The following is an 18,178-nucleotide window of genomic DNA, read 5'->3' as shown; positions in this document are numbered from 1 at the left end:
TTTCAGAAGGATCTGACAGATGACACGCACCCCCAGGCGTTTTTCCCTGGCGCTGCTGATCTCACTCGTGGTGACACTGGGCATGCTGGTGTTGACCGCGACGCTGATCTTCCAGGCGCACCGGGGAATGGAGTCCGCCAAGCTCGCGGCGACGTCGGATTCCGCCGAAGAGCTGGTCCATGCGGTCAACGACCGGATCCACGCCATCACCACGCCGCCGATGACGGCCCTGCTGGTGTTGCGGGACAGCTCGCTGACCGCGGAGCGCACACTGGAGGAGCGTCTGGGGCGACTGTCGGTCCTGGCCGACGTGCTGCGGGTCAACGCGATCGTGGATGCCGTCTATGTCGGCTATCCGGACGGCGATTTCTTCCTGCTTCGGCGGGTGCCAGACGATCATGGCAGCCTGCCGGTGGACCCGCCAAAAACCACCCGTTACATCCTGCAGACGGTGTCCGTGGACGCCGGCGGTCAGCGTCAGGCGGATCTTCGTTACTACAACGAACACCTGCGTCTGCTCGACCAGCGCCCTAACCCCGACCAGGACTACGATCCCCGCACCAGAGGCTGGTATCAGCGCGCCCTGGCTTCGGACGGTATGACCCTGACCCGGCCTTACGTGTTCTACACCACCCACGCCATCGGCATGACCCTGGCACAGGCGGCGTCCAACGGCGATGCGGTGGTCGGCATCGATGTCACCGTCTCAGCGCTCAGCCACCAGCTTGAAGACCTCAAGCTCACGCCGCACACCGAAATTGCCATCGTGGACCAGAAGGGACAGGTTGTGGCCTATCCCGATCAGGATCGCATGGTTGTCGGCAGTGCCGACGCACCGGACCTGGCACGGCTCAGCGATCTGTCGGTGCCCGCCCTGGATCAGGTTGAAGCGCTGCCGGTCAGCACGCAGGCCCGCCAGTTCACCAGCCAGGGCAGCGAGTGGTTCGGAATTTCAGCGGATCTGCGGTCGATCCACACCGCCGGGCTGCGCATGCTGATCGCCATCCCGGCCGACGAGTTGATGGCCGATGTCTGGCAGCTGGTGCGGGATCAGCTGTTCATCGCCCTCATCATCGTTCTGGCATTACTGGTGCTGGGCGCCCTCCTGGGCCGCCAGCTGGGTCGCCCGTTAAAGCGACTGGCCGGCGAGGTCGAAGCATTGTCGCGGTTTCATTTCGATACGCCGATCAGCAGCGGCTCCCGCATTCGCGAAGCCCACAAACTGGGGTCGGCCCTGACCGACATGTCCGGCACCATCCGCAGCTTCCAGTCCATTTCGCTGACGCTGAACCGGGCGCGCGACCTGTCCAGTCTGCTCAACGGCATCCTGAACGAGCTGATCAGCATCCTGAACGAGAAGCACGGCCGCATCTTCCTGTACCGGGAGCCGACCCATGAACTGGAGATAGCGGCCGCCGTGGGCCCGAGCGAACGCCAGCGCATCGACAACATCCAGCCCGAACAGACCGACCACGACATCATCCGCACTCTGCGCCACACGGTCACCGACCACGCCGTCTATGCGGTGCTGCGAAACCGGGAGCAGGCCCTGGTGGGCGTGTTGATGATTGACCTGGACGACGTGCACTTTGAAACCATGGACGAGCATCTGATCCGCTTCGTCCATGAAATCGCCGGCTCCGCCGCTGTGGCCATCGAGACCCGCCAGCTGATCGAAAGCCAGCAAAGCCTGATCGAAGGCGTCATCCGCCTGATCGCCGACGCGATCGACGCCAAATCCCCTTACACCAGCGGCCACTGTGAGCGGGTGCCACAGCTGGCCAAGATGCTGGTAGACCAGGCCGAGCGATCACAGGAACCGCCCTTCGCCGACTTCAGCATGAGCGAACGGGAGCGATACGAATTCCACATCGGCGCCTGGCTCCACGACTGCGGCAAGATCACCAGCCCCGAGTACGTGGTGGACAAGGCCACCAAGCTGGAAACCATCTACAACCGCATCCACGAAATCCGCACCCGCTTTGAAGTGCTGCATCGGGACGCGGAGATCCGCTATCTCGATGCGCGCATCGCCGGCGCGGACGAAGCGGAAGCACGCCGGCAGCGGGACGCCACACAGGCCGCGCTGCAGGAGGAGTTTGCCTTCATCGCCCAGTGCAACCAGGGCGGCGAATTCATGGCCGACGCCGACATCGCCCGGCTCGACGACATCGGCGACCGGCGCTGGAACCGGCATTTCAGTGACCGCCTGGGGCTATCCCACGATGAGGCGCTGCGCTTCGAAGGACGCCCCGAACCCGAACTGCCGGTGGAGGAGAAACTGCTGGACGACAAGCCGGAACACCAGTTGCCCTGGGCAGCGGGACGCCGGCCTCCAGTGACTCAGGACGACCCGCGTAATCGCTGGGGCTTCGATATGGTGCTGCCGGACGTGGCCTACGACTATGGCGAGCGCTACAACCTGTCCATCCGACGCGGCACCCTGACACCGGAGGAACGCTTCAAGATCAACGAGCACATCGTGCAGACCATCATCATGCTGGACGCCCTGCCGCTGCCCGACCGTCTCGCCCAGGTGCCCCGGTTTGCCGGCACCCATCACGAAAAAATGGACGGCACCGGCTATCCGCGCCGACTAACCGGAGAGGCACTCAGCATTCCTGAAAAAGCCATGAGCATTGCCGATATTTTCGAGGCGCTGACGGCGGTCGACCGTCCCTACAAGGAAGGAAAAACCCTGACCCAGTCCCTCGATATCCTGCACCGAATGGCCCTTGAGGGGCATGTGGATCCGGAGGTATTCAACCTGTTCCTGCGCTCGGGCGTTTATCTGGATTACGCCCGGCGCTTCCTCGCCCCGCAGCAGATCGACGAGGTGGATATCGACCGCTACCTGGTCGGGGAACAGGCGTGACGATCAATGCCCTTTCACTTTCTGCTTGCCGCAGCGCTCGCAGCGGTAGACCGTGATCAGCTTGCCCGATTTCACATCGAACTGTTTGCCTTTACACACCACCCATTTATGAATGTCATGCTGGCAAAGGCCTTTGCGGGTCACTTTACCCGCAGGTTTTCGGAACGGAATAACGTCGCCCATGGCTGCTCACTCAGGTTGCCCATTTCTGAGCATACTCCGGCGTATCGAAAGCGGGAAGATGCCAGACTGACCTTTATAGAATAGTTAAATGATGTAACGGTTGTACGCTGAAGGATGCCGCCCCTGCGGAGAGCTGTTATCGTTCTGGCGGACCTGCGCCGCCCGTGGTGGACGACCGCAGACACATTACGGCAAGGAAGCGACATACGTCATGTTTCGCCCGGATTTGCGATCACATGTCAGCCAAAATCTGTGCGGCACGGTAGCCCTTCTGATCCTGCTGTGGAGCGCCACCAGCAGCGCCGAAACCGTCCGCCTGACCAACGGCAACTGGCTTCCCTATCTGTCAGAACAACCGCCGCACGGATTCGTCAGCGACATCATCCGCCGCGCCTTTGCGCTGGAAGGCATTGACGTCGAGTGGGGATTCTTCCCCTGGTCCCGATCCTACCGACTCGCCCGGGACGGCCACTGGGACGGCACGGCAGCCTGGTCCTGCTCGCCCGGCCGCGCCGCCAGCTTCTATTACAGCGCTCCGATTACCCCCATCCGGTACGTGTTCTTCCACCGGACCGATCGCACCTTCGACTGGCAGCACGCCGACGATCTGCGCGGCCTGCGGGTGGGGCTCACCCAGGACTACGCCTACGGCGACGTCATCCAGCAGGCCCGGGATCAGGGTTGGATCGAAACTGACACGACCACCTCCGATGCGCTGAATTTCCGCAAGCTGCTGGCCGGTCGCATCGACCTGTTCCCCATCGATGTCCGCGTCGGACTGCAAATGCTGAAAAACGAGTTCACGCCGGAGGAAGCCCGACAGATTACCTATCATCCCCGCGTGGTCCATGCCGCTTACCTGCACCTGCTGCTGACGCGTTCCCTCCCCGGCAACCGGGGCCGCATGGCCGCCTTCAATGACGGCCTTCGCCAACTGCGCGCCAACGGCATCGTCAGCCAGCTGCAACCGGTGCAACCGCTGCCCCGCCCCCTGAACCAGAAAACCGCGGAAATCGCCCGCCATTGCCGTTTCAACATCCAGACCGCCGGTCAACCAGCCACCCCTGAACGGCATGATATAGTGGACCCTGAATTCCAGAACTGACGTCACTACATGTCCGCCAATACCATTGAGATCAATCGCCAGCGACACCGCTTCGACGGCCGGGAATCCGTCTGGCTGTTCGGTTACGGCTCGCTGATTTTCAAAGCCGACTTCCCCTACCTGGAACGCCGCCCTGCTTCGATCGAGGGCTGGGCGCGGCGTTTCTGGCAGGGCTCCCACGACCATCGCGGCACCGTGGAGTCGCCGGGGCGGGTCGTCACCCTGATCGAACAGCCGGGCGTGACCTGCCGGGGCATGGCCTACCGGATCTCACCGGAGGTGTTCGACCACCTGGATGTGCGGGAAAAGAACGGCTACCTGCGTTTCACGACGCCGCTGACGTTCGATAACGGTGAGCAGGCGGAAGGTCTGGTGTACATCGCCACGCCGGAAAACACGGCGTTCCTGGGCCCGGCCCACGAGCGCGACATCGCCCGCCAGATCGCCGGCGCCCACGGCCCCAGCGGCCCCAACGACGAATACCTGCTGCGTCTGGCGGATTCCCTGCGGGAACTGGCGGACGAGGACGCCCACGTGTTCGGCATCGAGCACTATCTGCGAAACCCGGACTACTAAGAGGGGCCCGTCACCGCACGCGAATTACCGGTCGCCGCAGCGTTCTTCGTAGGTTCGCCGGTATTTCTCGCGCATGCGGTCGCCCTCTTCATCGCTCAGGTAGACGGTCTCGCCCTGGTCGTTAAGGCGGTAGAAGCGGTTGATGGACTTCATGTGATTGAGTTCGGCCAGCATCTTGCGGCAGGCCGCATCGCGTTTTCCCCGGGCGGCTTCACGCTTGGCGGCCGCCTGCTCTTCCGCCTGCCGCTCCTGCTGCCGACGCTGGAAGAACTCGTCCAGTTCCTTGAGGCGGGTGGCGTTGTCTTCACCGTCGCCATTGAGAGGCTGTGGCGACTGAATCTGTTTTTCGCGGGCCTGGGCGTTGGCGGGCGGCCGGTCGCCAAAATGGACCTGCCCCTGGGCGTCTGTCCACTGGTACACTTCGGCCTGCAACGGCATCGCAGCCAGCGCCAGTGTGGCCAGGGTCATGAGCTTGCGCATGTTCATCATCCTTGAAATTCGCTACACGGTGCCAATATAAAGCCATTCCAGACCGGAAAGCCGACCCTGTGTGACCTCATACGGCATCGCCGTTGGACAACACCTGCATCTGCCTGCAGATAAACGTATCGTAACTCCCGGCATGGCAAAAAACACGATAGGATTCAGTGCATGTTTTTCGCGATCTTCTTCGGGGCCCTGATTGGCTACCAGATTGGCCGCCTGCCGGGCCTGATCATGGGTGCCGCTGTCGGCTACTTCCTCATCAACGCCCTGCGCAGCAAGCTGCGTTCCGGCATTTTTAACATCCAGTCCCAGTTCCTGGAGAGCACGTTCGCCGTTATGGGCGCCATGTGCAAGGCCGACGGCGTGGTCACCGAGGATGAAATCCAGGTGGCGGAAACGTTGTTCAACCGCCTGCACCTCTCCGGTCAGCAGCGCGAAACGGCCAAGGCGGCGTTCCGGCGCGGCAAGGAAGCAGACTTCGACCTGGATGCGGAACTGGAGCAGTTGCTGAGCGTCACCCGCGGCAACCGGGCGCTATTGCAGATGTTCCTGCAAGTACAAGTCTCCGCCGTGGCGGCCGACGGCGCCATTCACCCGGCCGAACACGAGATGCTGTTGCGCATCGCCCGCAAGCTGGGGCTGCCGGAATCGCAAATCGATCAGCTCGAAGCCATGATGCGTGGTGCCTACAGCGGTGCCGGCGGATCAACCGGCGCCGGGCCGACCAGCGGCCAGAAGCTGGCCGATGCCTACAAGGTTCTGGGGGTTTCCGAGGAATCCAGCGACGCCGAAGTCAAACGCGCCTATCGCAAGCTGATGAGCGAAAATCATCCGGACAAGCTGGCCGGACGCGGCCTGCCCGAAAGCATGCGGGAAATGGCCGAAGAGAAGACCCGGGAAATCAGCAACGCCTACGACGTGGTCAAGGCAGCCCGGGCGGCCTGATCCCTCCGCTCACCGTCGATTCAGAAGAAGTAACGGGCCGCTGCCGCCGCCGCAATCCCCGCGGCAATCGACGGCAGCGGCTTGTGCAGCACCAGCATCAATAGGCCAGTCGTTCCCAATGCCACCCGGGCGCCCAGATCGCCGGTGATGGCCATTGGGGTGAGGATGGCGATCAGCACGGAACTGGCCATGGTGTTGATGAAGCTCTCGATGCGGGGATTGATGGTCACGTAGGACATCAAAAACGGCCCGCCCCAGCGGGTTGCCAGGGTGACCAGCGCCATGACGGCAATAATGGCCAGCACGCCCAGCGGCGATGTTTCAATGCTCATCGGTCTTGCGCTCCAGCCAGAAGAATCCCACCACACCGCCGGCCAGCGCCCCCACCACGACATGGGTATGTGGCGGCAACCACCAGTACGCGGCCATGGCTGCCGCCGCGGCCACGATCCAGGCCAGCAGGACCCGCGGGTTCTTGCGCCCGCCCAGGGCCATGGCCAGCAGGAAGCAGCCCAGCACCATGTCCAGACCATACTGCTCCGGATGCGCCAGCAGCCCGCCAAAGTAGACACCCAGCAACGTGCCGATCAACCAGGCCAGCCACAGCACAATGCCGCCACCGAGAATCACCTCCAGGTTGCGTCGGCCGTTCTGGTAATCCTGTGCGGCGATCGCCCAATTGGCATCGGTGAGTACCAGCAGGAGTCCGTAGCGCTGTGACGTCTTCATATCCCGCAACATCGGGTAGAGGGAGGCGCCCATCAGGATATGCCGGGAGTTGATGGCGAAGGTAATGGCCATCAACGGCAGCAGGGCCACCTGATCGCCCCAGAGTTCCAGGGCCGCAAACTGGGAGGCGCCGGCGAACACCAGCACGCTCATGAACGTGGCTTCCAGCGGCAGGATACCCTTCTGCACAGCGGCCAGACCGAACGCCGTGCCAAAAGCAATGACGAACAGGGATATCGGCAGCAGCCGCAGGAATTCCCCGCGCACCCGGGCCGGATCAAGGCGATAAACCGCTGAAGAGGATGAATTATTCATCAAAGCAAGCTAATGAAACCCGTCTCGAGAACGTATAGGTACTTGCCGAAGGCGCGCCGTATCAGTCGCAGGCGACCCCGGCGTTCGAGTGAATGATGCAGCGAATCCAGGGCAGCGCCTCGGGATAGTCGGCAGCATTCAACACAAATTCCTGCCCGCGGGCGACGGCCTGCAGCACCACCCGGTGGGTTTCCCGCTGCCAGCGTTCGGGTTTGGCGTGGTACGTCAGGGGCACGTGCCCGTCACGGGGATAGAACCAGCGCGGCAACGCCCAGACGCCCGGCCGGGTGGCCCGGCGGTCCGTCAGCTGCAACGAGGCGCGGTGCTGCTCAAACCACCCTGCTCCGGGCAACGCCGGAGGATGGTCATCCAGCGTCAGGTGATCCGACGCCAGATAGAGGGTGTTGCCCGGATCGTCCTGCCAGCGGAAATGCGGATGGTAGCGCGCCCAGGCCATGTCGTCGGCCTCCAGCGCGTCCACGCACTGGATCGCACCGATCTGCAGCCATCCCCAGATCACGTGCCGGGCCGGTTCCGCGGGATCGAAGCACCAGCCGTTGGCCGTTTCAATCACCGGTCGAAACAGGCCGAAGAAAACAAACAGGTCGCCTTCCGCCACGCCCTGATTCTTGAGATGGCCCTGGGCCGCCCCACTCTGCCCGAAAATCGGCCGCCAGCCGGCCTGGCGTGGCAATGCTTCGGCGTTGAGATCCGGGTCGATATGCGCGCCACTGGTGGCCGACAGGCGTTGCCGGGTCAGCGGGCCGACGGTGTCGCCCAGGGACTGCCCGTGATGGACGATATCGCCGAAAGACACGGTCGAGCGTGCATCCGGAATCGGTAACGACAGCAGCCGCCCGTCAGGCAGGATGGGACTGGGACAACCGCCGGAACTGGAATCGAAACCCTTGCGGCTGAAGATAATGCGCCGCGGGATCATAACCAGCGCGGTACCCGGGCCTGGTATTCCCGGTAGGCATCACCGTAGAGACGGGCCAGCGCGTCTTCCTCGGCCCTCGCCTGGCGGATGATCACGACCACCCCCACGATCAGGCAAACCAGAGAGAATACGCTGGGCAGCGCAAGGAAAAACCCCAACTGGCCCAGGATGATGGCCATGAACAGCGGATTGCGCGAGCGCCGGAAAGGCCCGCTGGTAATCAGGTGCCCCCGATGCTGGCTGTCGATACCCGAGCGCCAGTCCTCGTGCATGTACGCCTGCACGTAATCGATCAACGAGAAAGAGGCCAGCAGCAGGATCGCCCCGGCGGCGAGGATAACCGGTTGGTAGAGCGTCGGGAACACACCGAGCCAGGGATCGATATCGACCACGATGCGCGCCACGCAGACGGCCAGGATACTGGCACGAAAGAGGTTGAAGATATGCCGGTGCCACCAGGTGTGACTGCCCCGGGCACCGTAGTGAATGTGGGAGAACCGCATGCGTTCGAACAGCCCCAGGCTGCGGCTCGTGTAGTGCAGGCCGATCATGAGGAAATAGATTCCCAGGAAGTGTTTCACCAGCAATTCAACCGAACTCATCCCGGACTTTTCTCCCACTGACAACGCATGCTTTGAACTGAAGGAATAAGAGCTTAGCGAGAAACGCGGCCGCCTGAAACCGGAATGACGCCACATGTTTCCTGATAGGACATTCAGTCACGTTCCGGGATCGGCTAGAGTTCAAAAAACACTCGATAACCGGACCAGCCATGACCGCTCAGGAACGCCCCACGCCGATCCATGCCTTTACCGACGACGCCCTCGGCCGCCACGATGCCACCGCCCTCGCCCGGCTGATCCGACAGGGCGAGATCAGTGCGCGCGAGGCCGTGAGCGCATCGATCCAGCGGGCACGCGCCATGGCAACGCGGCTGCACGGCATCGCAACCCCCGACTACGAGAACGCCCTGCGACAGGCCGCTCATCCCGGTGATGGCGTTTTTGCCGGGGTGCCGACTCTGATCAAGGACAACACGGATGTCAAAGGGTTGCCCACTGGACATGGCTCCCTGGCCGTGCCGTCCAAACCGGCAACGCACACCAACGCCTTTGCGGCACAGTACCTGGCCCAGGGCCTGATCAGTATCGGCAAGAGCTCCCTGCCGGAATTCGGCTTCAACGCGTCCACCGAGCCGGCTCATACCGACGCGACCCGCAACCCCTGGAACCCGGCCTATTCCTGCGGCGCCTCCAGCGGTGGCGCGGCCGCGCTGGTGGCGGCCGGCGTGGTGCCCATTGCCCACGCCAACGACGGCGGCGGTTCGATTCGCATTCCGGCGGCCTGTTGCGGACTGGTGGGACTCAAGCCGACACGCGGCCGGCTGGTCGATAGCGAGGCGGCGCGATCCCTGCCGATCAACATCATCGGCGAAGGCGTGGTCACCCGCAGTGTGCGGGACACGGCCCACTTCCTGGCCGGCGCGGAGCGCTATTACCTGAATAAACGGCTACCGCCCATTGGCGAGGTGCTGGGCCCGGGCAAGCGGCGGTTGCGGGTTGGTCTGGTGCTGGATTCCATTACCGGCGACGCGACCGATGCCACCACCCGCAACGTGGTCGAGACGATCGCCAGGCGTCTGGGCGAGCAGGGCCATACCGTGATGCCGATCGATATCCCCGTCGCCGCTCGCTTCGCCGACGACTTTGCGCACTATTGGTCCTGCCTGGCGTTCCTGATGGCCCGCTTTGGTCATCGCATCCTGGACCGGGATTTCGACCCGCAACGCGTTGACAGCCTGACCCGGGGTCTGGCCGATCGCTTCCGCCGTAACCTGCACCGCACGCCAGGCGCACTTTGGCGGCTGCAGCGTAGCCAGAAACAGTATGCGGAGGGATTGGAAAAGATGGGCGTGGATGTTGTGCTGTCCCCGGCGCTGGCCCACACCACGCCAAAGCTGGGCTACCTGAGCCCGGAACTGTCATTCGAGGAACTGTTTGCCCGGCTGCGCCGCTACGTGGCCTTCACACCACTGGCCAACGCCACGGGGGCGCCGGCCATCAGCCTGCCCGGTGGCCAGACGGCCGAGAACCTGCCGGTGGCCGTGCATCTGTCGGCCCGGCACGGTTGCGAGCGCGACCTGCTGGAGCTGGCCTTCGAACTGGAAGCGATCGCCCCCTGGCCGTTATTGTCAGACCGGGCTTAGTGCCGTCGCCTCATCCGGCCGATAGACCGATACCCGGTTGCGACCGGCGCCCTTGGCTTCGTAGAGGGCTTCGTCGGCGCGGGTGAACAGTTGCTTGGTGGCGTCGGCTTGCTCCGGCACCAGGGTACAGACACCAATGCTGACCGTCAGGCGCAACATCTCGTCCGAGACCCGGAAATCGGTGGACGCGATGTCCCTGCGAATTTTCTCGGCAACCTGCACCGCGCCCTCTTCCGGCGTGTCGGGCAGCAGAACCACAAACTCCTCACCGCCATAGCGGGCCGCCAGATCCTGCGGACGCGTGACGAACTGGCGAATACCCTGCGTTACCATCTGCAAACAGTCGTCCCCGACCAGATGGCCGTACTTGTCGTTGAACTGCTTGAAGTGATCGATATCCACCACCAGCAGCGACAGGGGCTGGCCAAAGCGATACGCCTTGACGCAGGCCGACTGGAACGCGCGATCGAAGTGACCCCGATTCTTGAGGCCGGTTAAGGCGTCGGTGGCACTGAGCTCCATCAGGCGCACGTTGAGGTCTTCCAGATCCCGGGTACGCTCCTGGACCCGCTCCTCCAACAGCGCATTGGCTTCCTGCTGCACCTGCAGACTCTTCTCCTGCGCCAGACGGGCCTTGCGTTCTTCCCGGTAGAGCTTTTCCTGGGCGGCGAAGGTCCGCTTCTTCTCCTTGTTCAGCCGGTCCGCCAGGGCAATGGACAGCAGGATCACGCCCAGGGCCGATCCCACCTGGGTGGCGTTTTCGGTAAACACGTTCTGCGGCAACACGGTGAACTTGTTCAGTGCCAGCACCACGCCACCAAACAGCATGAAGAACCAGGCTACCCCGAAGTATCGGGCGGCAGGGTCTTTCTTCAGCCAGCGAACCACGCCCAGCACCACCATGCCGGTGCAGCCGATCGCCGCCAGGATGATCGTCGGGTGGATCATGTACTGGTAGGGCACCACCAGTGCCGCCAGGGCAAACAGCGCTGACAACGCCGACACGATGATCGTTGCCCAGGCCAGCACCGGATGAATCCGGGGCAGCACCGACAGAAAGCGCATGGCAAAAATGCCGCCGAAGGTGACGGTCAGGTTGAGGAAGAAAATGATGGCCTGGTCGTTCCACCAGGTCGCTTCCGGCCAGAGATACTGGAAGGCCATGCCGTGCAGGCTGGCCAGGAACAGCGGCATCGCGGTGATGTAGCCCACGTAGTAGAGGAAGCTGCGCTCCCCCACGGCCAGGAACACGAACAGGTTGTACAGGATCATCACCACGACGATGCCGTAGTAGATGCCCTCCAGGAGCAGTCGCGGCTGCTCGGAAGCGTAGAAGGCGTCCTGGGTCCAGAAGGTCATGGGCAGCTGCAGCGAACTGGTGGTGCGCACGCGCAGATACAGGGTGGTTTCCCCCTGCGACGGCACCTCCACCGGCACCAGGAAATTCCGGTTGTGGATGGGGCGGGCGTAGAACGGCTGCTTGTCCCCCAACGACCAGGATTGGCCCACCACGCCATCGGTGATCTGGTAAATCTCGATATCATCGAGCACCGGATAGCCAATCTCGAGCAGGTTATCCACCGGCTGCAACTGCGGGTTTTCAATGGTCAGGCGGAACCAGTAGGCACGGTCCTGATAGCCCAGGTTGATGTCTTCGCCGGTGTTCCGGGTCCAGTCGGCATCGCTCAGTGTCAGCACCTGCTGCAGGGAGACCTCATCCTGACCTTCGGCCCAGTAACTCACATTCGAGGCCAGATCTTCCTTCTGGGTAAAGGGCGACAGGATCAGAGGATCCGCGGATGCGGTTCCGGTCACGAGAAGTGCAATCAGTAAAAGCCAACGAACCATAGGCCGCCTGTGTCATTCTTGTTATGCGATCGACGCGCTTTATTACTGACTTAGTATGGATCAGCTGACAACCTGAAATAGCTTGTTTTTGTAATAAGTTGTTTTATTGGACAACAGAAACGTCAACCAAACGCAAAATGGGCCTCCTGAAACCGCTTTCACTCCCCTTGCAGGGTCGCCACGATCCGGCGCGCGCCGCCGTGGTCCCGATGCTCGCACAGATAGATGCCCTGCCAGGTACCCAGCACCGGTCGGCCATCGCGAACCGGCAGGGTCAGGGAGGGTCCGATCAGCACGTTTTTGATGTGGGCCGGCATGTCATCGGGCCCTTCCATCGTGTGCTCGTAGTGCGGCGCGTTCTCCGGGACCATCACGTTGAAATGCCGCTCCAGGTCGCCGCGTACGTCCGGATCGGCGTTTTCGTTGACCGCCAGCGACGCCGAGGTGTGCTGGATGAACAGGTGCAGCAGGCCGATGCGGCAATCCGACAGCGCCGGCAGCTGCGCCAACACATCGCGGGTCACGAGATGAAAGCCGCGTGGCTTCGGGTCGAGCGTGATGGTGTTCTGGTGCCAGCCCATAAAACCTCCTGACGTATTGTGAACGGCTACACTTGAGACTTGAGCGCCCCGGTTGGACAGACTGCGAGGGCGTTGCCATTATTAGGACAATTGTGAACCCCGTAGGCCGGTGTGTCAGCAAAGGGCTCCATAACGCCCGTTTTTAGAATCTGGTGCTGGTAACGCATTGATGTCCCAGAATAAAACATTCATTGAATTTCACGAAGCGCTGTTGAAGCTCAGCCACAGCCCGGACTTCATCGGCGACAACCGCAGCCGGAAGCTGGCTTCACTCAGCGACCTTGCCGGCCAGCTATTACAGGTCGACCGGGTCAGTATCTGGCAGATGAATGCAACGGGCGACCGCATTGACAGCGAGGCCCTGTACCGGCTCGAAGGCGGTCACGACTACCAACCGATCGCGTTGGTGGAAAGCGACAACCCCGCTTACTTCCGGGCACTCAGGACCGCACGTGTCATTGATGCCAGCGAGGCCCACAATGACCCGCGCACAGCCGCGTTCAACGAAACCTACTTCGAGCCGCTGGGGATTCATTCCCTACTGGATGCACCGATCTTCGACGGTGGCCGGCTCAGCGGGGTGATTTGCCTGGAATCCCTGCGACGACGAACCTGGACCCTGCCCGAAATCTCATTCGCGACCGCCATCGCCGACACCATCAGCCTGATCAATACCCACGAAGCGTGGATCCGCTCCCAGAAGCAGCTCGCCTACGTGACCCACTTTGACAGCCTGACCGGCCTGCCCAATCTGCAGTCCTTTCGCGAGCGTGTGCTGCACCTGATCCAGAAAATGCGGCAGCGCGCCGGTGAGGGATTCGCCCTGATCTGGATCGATCTCGACCGGCTCAAAAGTGTTAACGACGGTATGGGGGCCGCCGGCGGTAACCGGGTTATCGCCGAGATTGCCAATCGGCTGCGCAGCCTCTACCTGAACGGGCGTGACAAGGTCGCCCGGGTCGGTGGCGACGAATTTGCCGTACTCATCCGCACCAACACGGACAGCGACCGCATCGATTACGTCATCCACCAGATCCAGCATTGCATCAGCGACCCACTCGTCATCGATGACCGCACCCTGCGCATGACCGCCAGCCTCGGCGTTTGCCGTTACCCCGAGGACGGCGGCGATACCGAGTCGTTGCTGCGCAGTGCCGAAGCCGCCATGTATCACGCCAAAGAAAACGGTCGGGCGCGGATGCAGGCCTTCAGTTCTGAAATCCATTCCACCGCGCGGTCCCGGTTCGTACTGGAAGGCGAGCTGCGTCAGGCCATCCAGAACAACGCGCTGGACGTGTTCTATCAGCCCATCGTGAACACCGGCGACGCCCACATGGTGAGCATCGAGGCCCTGGTGCGCTGGCACCACCCCGAACAGGGCTGGATGGCACCCATCGAATTCCTCGACGTGGCCCGCAACGCCGGCTTGATGCAGGATCTGGGGGAGGTCGTGCTGCGACGCGTCTGCCAGGACCGACAACAAGCAGCCAGCCGCGGCAACCCGTTGCCTATTACGGCGATCAACCTGGCGGCCGAACAGGTGATGGACGATCGCCTGCCGCGGCAGGTCCAGGAGATGCTGGAACAGTACGGCGTTGCCGGCAGTGAACTGCAGTTTGAGGTCACCGAGGACGCCATCAAAGGTGACTCCAAGAGCATGCAGGCCACCCTGAATGAGCTGGTCGCGCTGGGCTCCAGGCTGTCCATCGACGACTTCGGAACCGGCTACTCCTCCCTGTCCCGCCTCAAGCATCTGCCCTTCTCACGGCTGAAAATCGACCGGTCTTTCATCCGCGATATCCCCGACGATGCCGACGACATAGCCATCACCCTGTCGATTCTGGGTCTGGCCCGCGGTCTCGGTATGGAAGTCGTGGCGGAAGGGGTGGAGACGGAAGACCAGCGTCAGTGGCTACAGCAGCAGGGTTGTGAACTGCTGCAAGGCTACCTGTTCAGCAAGCCGGTGCCCATTGACCAACTGCGGTCGCTTCACTCAAATCCCCTGCGATCGGCGCTCTAAAGGGTTGAAACCCAGGACACGCGCTATCACATCCATGGCTAGTGCACTGGACACCGATTCAACCGGATGGAACGGGACCGACCAATGGCCGTAACACTCGAGACACTGCAGGGCGCCGACCTGCTGGACCACCTGGACGCGCTGGCCGACCTGCGCATGACCGTCTTCCGCGATTTTCCCTATCTCTACGACGGCAACGCCGACTACGAGCGCCAGTACCTGCGCACCTACGCCCGCTCTGCTGGCTCGATTTGCGTGATTGCCCGTGACGGCGAACGCATCGTCGGCGCTTCCACCGGCATCCCCATGGCCGATGAGGACGATGCCTTCCGCCAGCCGTTTGTTGATGTCGGCTGGAATCCGGACGATATTTTCTACTATGGCGAATCCGTCCTGCTCGGCGATTATCGGGGACAAGGCTTGGGCGTGGCTTTCTTCGATGAGCGCGAGCGGCATGCCCGCGAGGCCGGTTTTCGCCAGGCCGTTTTCTGTGCCGTTGTCCGGCCACAGGACCACCCGGCCAGGCCTGCAGATTACGAACCGTTGGATGCTTTCTGGCAACGGCGTGGGTATTACCCCGTACCCGGGCTTGAAACCCGCTATACGTGGACGGATATCGGAGACCCCGGGCCAACCGAAAAGCCCATGCAATTCTGGTACAAAGCGCTCCAGGGCTCGTAAATCTGACGTTCGCGTCTTTTTCTGCCGACAAGGAATAGGGAGAACACCATGAAAACTGTATTGCTGAGCCTTTTGGCCGCGGTGGCGCTCATCGCCAGCCCCATGACCTTTGCCCAGGACAAGGATCCACTGAGGGTCGGCATGTCCGGCCGCTACTTCCCCTTCACGTTTGTGGAAAACGACAAGTTGCAGGGCTTTGAAGTGGACGTCATGAACGCCATCGGCAAGGAACTGGGACGCAAGGTGGAGTACCGCACGGCGGCGTTCTCCGGCCTGTTCGGGCTGCTGGAATCCGGTCGCATCGATACCGTCGCCAACCAGATCACCATCACCGACGAGCGCAAGCAGAAATACGTCTTCACCCAGCCGTACGTCTATGACGGCGCGCAGGTGGTGGTCAAGAAAGGCAACGACAGCATCCACAGTGTGGAAGACCTCAAAGGCAAAAGCGTGGCCGTCAACCTGGGCTCCAACTACGAAGCCCTGCTGCGCGACCTGCCCTACTCGGACCAGATCGACATCCGCACCTACGAAAGCAATCTGGAGCAGGACACCGCCCTGGGCCGTGTCGACGCCTTCGTGATGGACCGCGTCAGCGCCAGCCAGATCATCAAGGAAAAGCCGCTGCCTTTGGCCCTGGCCGGCCCGACCTTTTCCAGCATCAGCAACGCCTACCCGTTCCGCGATACCGAGGACGGCCGCGCCCTGCGGGACGAGGTGGACCAGGCCATCACCAAACTGCGGGAAGACGGCACCCTGAAGGCCATCTCCGAATCCTGGTTCGGGACCGATATCACCACACCCTGAACCGGGACGGTTGAATGAATGTTCTAGATTTCGACTACATGCTGGGGCTGATACCGGTACTGCTGAAGTATCTGCCCCTGACCCTGGAGATGGCCGCCGCCGGCATGGTGCTGGCGCTGATCCTCGCCTGCCTGTTGGCGGTCATCCGGGTGTTGAAGGTGCCGGTACTGAACCGGTTCACCATGTTGTTCATCTCCTTCTTCCGCGGCACTCCGCTGCTGGTGCAGCTGTTCCTGTTCTACTACGGCCTGCCCCAACTGGTCAGCTCGCTGACCGCCATCAACGGCATTACAGCGACCATCATGGGCCTGACCATGCACTTCTCGGCGTACATGGCAGAGTCGATCCGCGCGGCGATCGTCGGCGTGGACCGCAGCCAGACCGAAGCAGCCCTGTCGATCGGCATGACCAACGCCCAACTGATGCGGCGCATCATCCTGCCGCAGGCGACCCGCATTGCCGTGCCGACACTGATGAACTACTTCATCGACATGATCAAGGCGACCTCGCTGGCCTTTACCCTGGGCGTGACGGAACTGATGGGCGCCACCCAGAAAGAGGCGGCCGGCAGCTTCCTCTACTTCGAGGCGTTCATCATCGTCGCCATCATCTACTGGGTGATCGTGGAAATGCTGTCCTGGCTGCAGCGCTATCTGGAACACCGACTGAACAAGGCCTATAGCCGATGATCCGACTGAAAGGACTGCGCAAGGTGTACGGCAGACAAACCGTGCTCGACGGGATTGACCTGGACATCGCCAAGGGCGAGATCGTGGTGGTGATCGGTCCTTCCGGCACCGGCAAGTCGACCCTGCTGCGCTGCATCAACTTCCTGGAAAAGCCAACGGCCGGCGAGATCACCGTGGGCGACCTGACTGTCGACGCCTGCTCCACCTCGCGCAAGGACATCCTGGCCCTGCGCCGCCGCACGGCCTTCGTGTTCCAGAACTACGCCCTGTTCGCCAACAAGAACGCGCTGGACAACATTGCCGAGCGACTGATCGTGGTGGACAAGTGGCCCAAGGAAAAAGCGCGCGAGAAGGCCCGCGAGATTCTCCAGCGCATCGGCCTGGGCGACAAGGCCGAGGCTTATCCGGCGTCCCTGTCCGGCGGCCAGCAACAGCGGGTCGGCATCGGCCGGGCCATGGCCACCGGCGCCGAGGTTATCCTGTTCGATGAGCCCACCTCGTCGCTGGATCCGGAATGGGTCGAGGAAGTGCTGGGCCTGATGAAGCAACTGGCCAGCGAGCACCAGACGATGGTGGTGGTCACCCACGAGATGAGTTTTGCCAGAGACGTGGCTGACCGGGTGATCTTCGTGGATGGTGGTCGCATCGTGGAACAGGGCCCGCCGTCGGAGCTGTTCTCCAACCCGCAGGATCCGCGAACGCGGGATTTCCTGCGCAAGGTGCTGCCGGATCAGACCGTCTGACAGACGGCGGTGACCTGACGAAACGCCATCCGCCGGGTGACCTGCACGGTCTGGTTGAACGTTTGCGGCGTTTCCGGGCGCGCGACGGCGCTACCGTTGCCCCCGGTCGGCGTGGTGATGACCCCGGCGGGATAGGAGACGGATACGGGTACGTTACGGGAAAATTCATTCCGACCGACATCGACCAGCCGCAATGAATCCACGGCCCGGCCGGTCTCCCGGGCGCAGGCCGCCAACGCGCCTTCCTCAAGAATCTGCCAGTCCAGGGTGATGGCATCGGTATAACTGACGTGCCATGCCCCGGACTGGTTCTCGAACGTATAGCCCACCGCCCCGTCGAAAGGACGCACCCCGGCGGTCTGGCAACCGGCCATTACCAGTCCCGCCGCCAGGGCGACGGTGATCCTCATCGTCGTCCCAATTGAGCCGGTTCTCCGCCGGACGCTGCC

General features: G+C 62.4%; 19 protein-coding genes. 10 read left to right on the top strand and 9 right to left on the bottom strand.

The features are described from left to right. Window positions 1–19 precede the first annotated feature (19 nt). Entirely contained in the window at window positions 20–2,875 is a 2,856-nt protein-coding gene (locus JL474_RS14485) for an HD domain-containing phosphohydrolase (RefSeq protein ID WP_236012268.1), read from the top strand. Between the two features lie 3 nt (window positions 2,876–2,878). On the opposite strand, the gene JL474_RS14480 is transcribed toward JL474_RS14485, so the two are convergent. Then, complete coding sequence (locus JL474_RS14480; protein WP_123635245.1) at window positions 2,879–3,058, bottom strand: hypothetical protein; 180 nt, start codon at window positions 3,056–3,058, stop codon at window positions 2,879–2,881. A 211-nt stretch (window positions 3,059–3,269) separates the two neighbouring features. On the opposite strand from JL474_RS14480, the gene JL474_RS14475 reads away from it, so the two are divergent. Continuing rightward, on the top strand, window positions 3,270–4,163 hold the full coding sequence (locus JL474_RS14475; RefSeq protein ID WP_203142606.1) for a substrate-binding periplasmic protein: 894 nt from the start codon (window positions 3,270–3,272) through the stop codon (window positions 4,161–4,163). 9 nt (window positions 4,164–4,172) lie between these two features. Next, window positions 4,173–4,739, top strand: a complete 567-nt coding sequence (locus tag JL474_RS14470; RefSeq protein ID WP_203142605.1) for a gamma-glutamylcyclotransferase — start codon at window positions 4,173–4,175, stop codon at window positions 4,737–4,739. A 24-nt stretch (window positions 4,740–4,763) separates the two neighbouring features. Here JL474_RS14470 and JL474_RS14465 read toward each other — a convergent pair whose 3' ends face one another. After that, a complete protein-coding gene (locus JL474_RS14465; protein WP_203142604.1) occupies window positions 4,764–5,219 on the bottom strand; it encodes a DUF4124 domain-containing protein in 456 nt (151 codons plus the stop codon). Window positions 5,220–5,390: 171 nt separating this feature from the next. On the opposite strand from JL474_RS14465, the gene djlA reads away from it, so the two are divergent. After that, on the top strand, window positions 5,391–6,170 hold the full coding sequence (gene djlA, locus JL474_RS14460; protein WP_123635249.1) for a co-chaperone DjlA: 780 nt from the start codon (window positions 5,391–5,393) through the stop codon (window positions 6,168–6,170). 20 nt (window positions 6,171–6,190) lie between these two features. Here djlA and JL474_RS14455 read toward each other — a convergent pair whose 3' ends face one another. From JL474_RS14455 to JL474_RS14440, 4 genes are all read right to left on the bottom strand, one after another. Continuing rightward, window positions 6,191–6,502 (bottom strand): AzlD family protein, encoded by a 312-nt coding sequence (locus tag JL474_RS14455; RefSeq protein ID WP_203142603.1) that lies wholly within the window; start codon window positions 6,500–6,502, stop codon window positions 6,191–6,193. Next, window positions 6,492–7,214, bottom strand: a complete 723-nt coding sequence (locus tag JL474_RS14450; protein ID WP_203142602.1) for an AzlC family ABC transporter permease — start codon at window positions 7,212–7,214, stop codon at window positions 6,492–6,494. Before JL474_RS14450 ends, JL474_RS14455 begins: the two co-directional genes overlap by 11 nt. A gap of 61 nt (window positions 7,215–7,275) precedes the next feature. Beyond that, on the bottom strand, window positions 7,276–8,154 hold the full coding sequence (locus JL474_RS14445; protein ID WP_203142601.1) for an Nmad3 family putative nucleotide modification protein: 879 nt from the start codon (window positions 8,152–8,154) through the stop codon (window positions 7,276–7,278). Continuing rightward, the gene (locus tag JL474_RS14440; protein WP_236012267.1) at window positions 8,151–8,756 is read right to left on the bottom strand and encodes a methyltransferase family protein; all 606 of its coding nucleotides are present in this window, start codon (window positions 8,754–8,756) and stop codon (window positions 8,151–8,153) included. Before JL474_RS14440 ends, JL474_RS14445 begins: the two co-directional genes overlap by 4 nt. Window positions 8,757–8,926: 170 nt before the next feature. Between JL474_RS14440 and JL474_RS14435 the strand changes: the two genes are divergently transcribed. After that, entirely contained in the window at window positions 8,927–10,360 is a 1,434-nt protein-coding gene (locus JL474_RS14435) for an amidase (RefSeq protein WP_203142599.1), read from the top strand. Here JL474_RS14435 and JL474_RS14430 read toward each other — a convergent pair. Beyond that, entirely contained in the window at window positions 10,346–12,208 is a 1,863-nt protein-coding gene (locus JL474_RS14430; protein WP_123635255.1) for a sensor domain-containing diguanylate cyclase, read from the bottom strand. The genes JL474_RS14435 and JL474_RS14430 overlap by 15 nt on opposite strands. Before the next feature lie 158 nt (window positions 12,209–12,366). Further along, complete coding sequence (locus JL474_RS14425; RefSeq protein ID WP_203142598.1) at window positions 12,367–12,789, bottom strand: secondary thiamine-phosphate synthase enzyme YjbQ; 423 nt, start codon at window positions 12,787–12,789, stop codon at window positions 12,367–12,369. A gap of 169 nt (window positions 12,790–12,958) precedes the next feature. Between JL474_RS14425 and JL474_RS14420 the strand changes: the two genes are divergently transcribed. From JL474_RS14420 to JL474_RS14400, 5 genes are all read left to right on the top strand, one after another. Further along, a complete protein-coding gene (locus JL474_RS14420; RefSeq protein ID WP_203142597.1) occupies window positions 12,959–14,809 on the top strand; it encodes a putative bifunctional diguanylate cyclase/phosphodiesterase in 1,851 nt (616 codons plus the stop codon). Window positions 14,810–14,893: 84 nt separating this feature from the next. Then, window positions 14,894–15,490, top strand: coding sequence for a GNAT family N-acetyltransferase (locus JL474_RS14415; protein ID WP_203142596.1), 597 nt, complete (start codon window positions 14,894–14,896; stop codon window positions 15,488–15,490). A gap of 48 nt (window positions 15,491–15,538) precedes the next feature. After that, window positions 15,539–16,297 (top strand): amino acid ABC transporter substrate-binding protein, encoded by a 759-nt coding sequence (locus JL474_RS14410; RefSeq protein ID WP_203142595.1) that lies wholly within the window; start codon window positions 15,539–15,541, stop codon window positions 16,295–16,297. Window positions 16,298–16,311: 14 nt separating this feature from the next. Beyond that, the gene (locus JL474_RS14405) at window positions 16,312–16,986 is read left to right on the top strand and encodes an amino acid ABC transporter permease (RefSeq protein WP_123635260.1); all 675 of its coding nucleotides are present in this window, start codon (window positions 16,312–16,314) and stop codon (window positions 16,984–16,986) included. Next, complete coding sequence (locus JL474_RS14400) at window positions 16,983–17,729, top strand: amino acid ABC transporter ATP-binding protein (RefSeq protein ID WP_203142594.1); 747 nt, start codon at window positions 16,983–16,985, stop codon at window positions 17,727–17,729. Before JL474_RS14405 ends, JL474_RS14400 begins: the two co-directional genes overlap by 4 nt. Here JL474_RS14400 and JL474_RS14395 read toward each other — a convergent pair. Next, window positions 17,717–18,139, bottom strand: a complete 423-nt coding sequence (locus tag JL474_RS14395) for a hypothetical protein (RefSeq protein ID WP_203142593.1) — start codon at window positions 18,137–18,139, stop codon at window positions 17,717–17,719. The genes JL474_RS14400 and JL474_RS14395 overlap by 13 nt on opposite strands. Window positions 18,140–18,178 lie beyond the last annotated feature (39 nt).

It is taken from the genome of Marinobacter mangrovi, from assembly GCF_016798325.1.
GTDB lineage: Bacteria > Pseudomonadota > Gammaproteobacteria > Pseudomonadales > Oleiphilaceae > Marinobacter_A > Marinobacter_A mangrovi.
The sequence above is the reverse complement of the archived record's forward strand: the minus strand, read 5'-3'. Positions and strand labels throughout refer to the sequence as shown.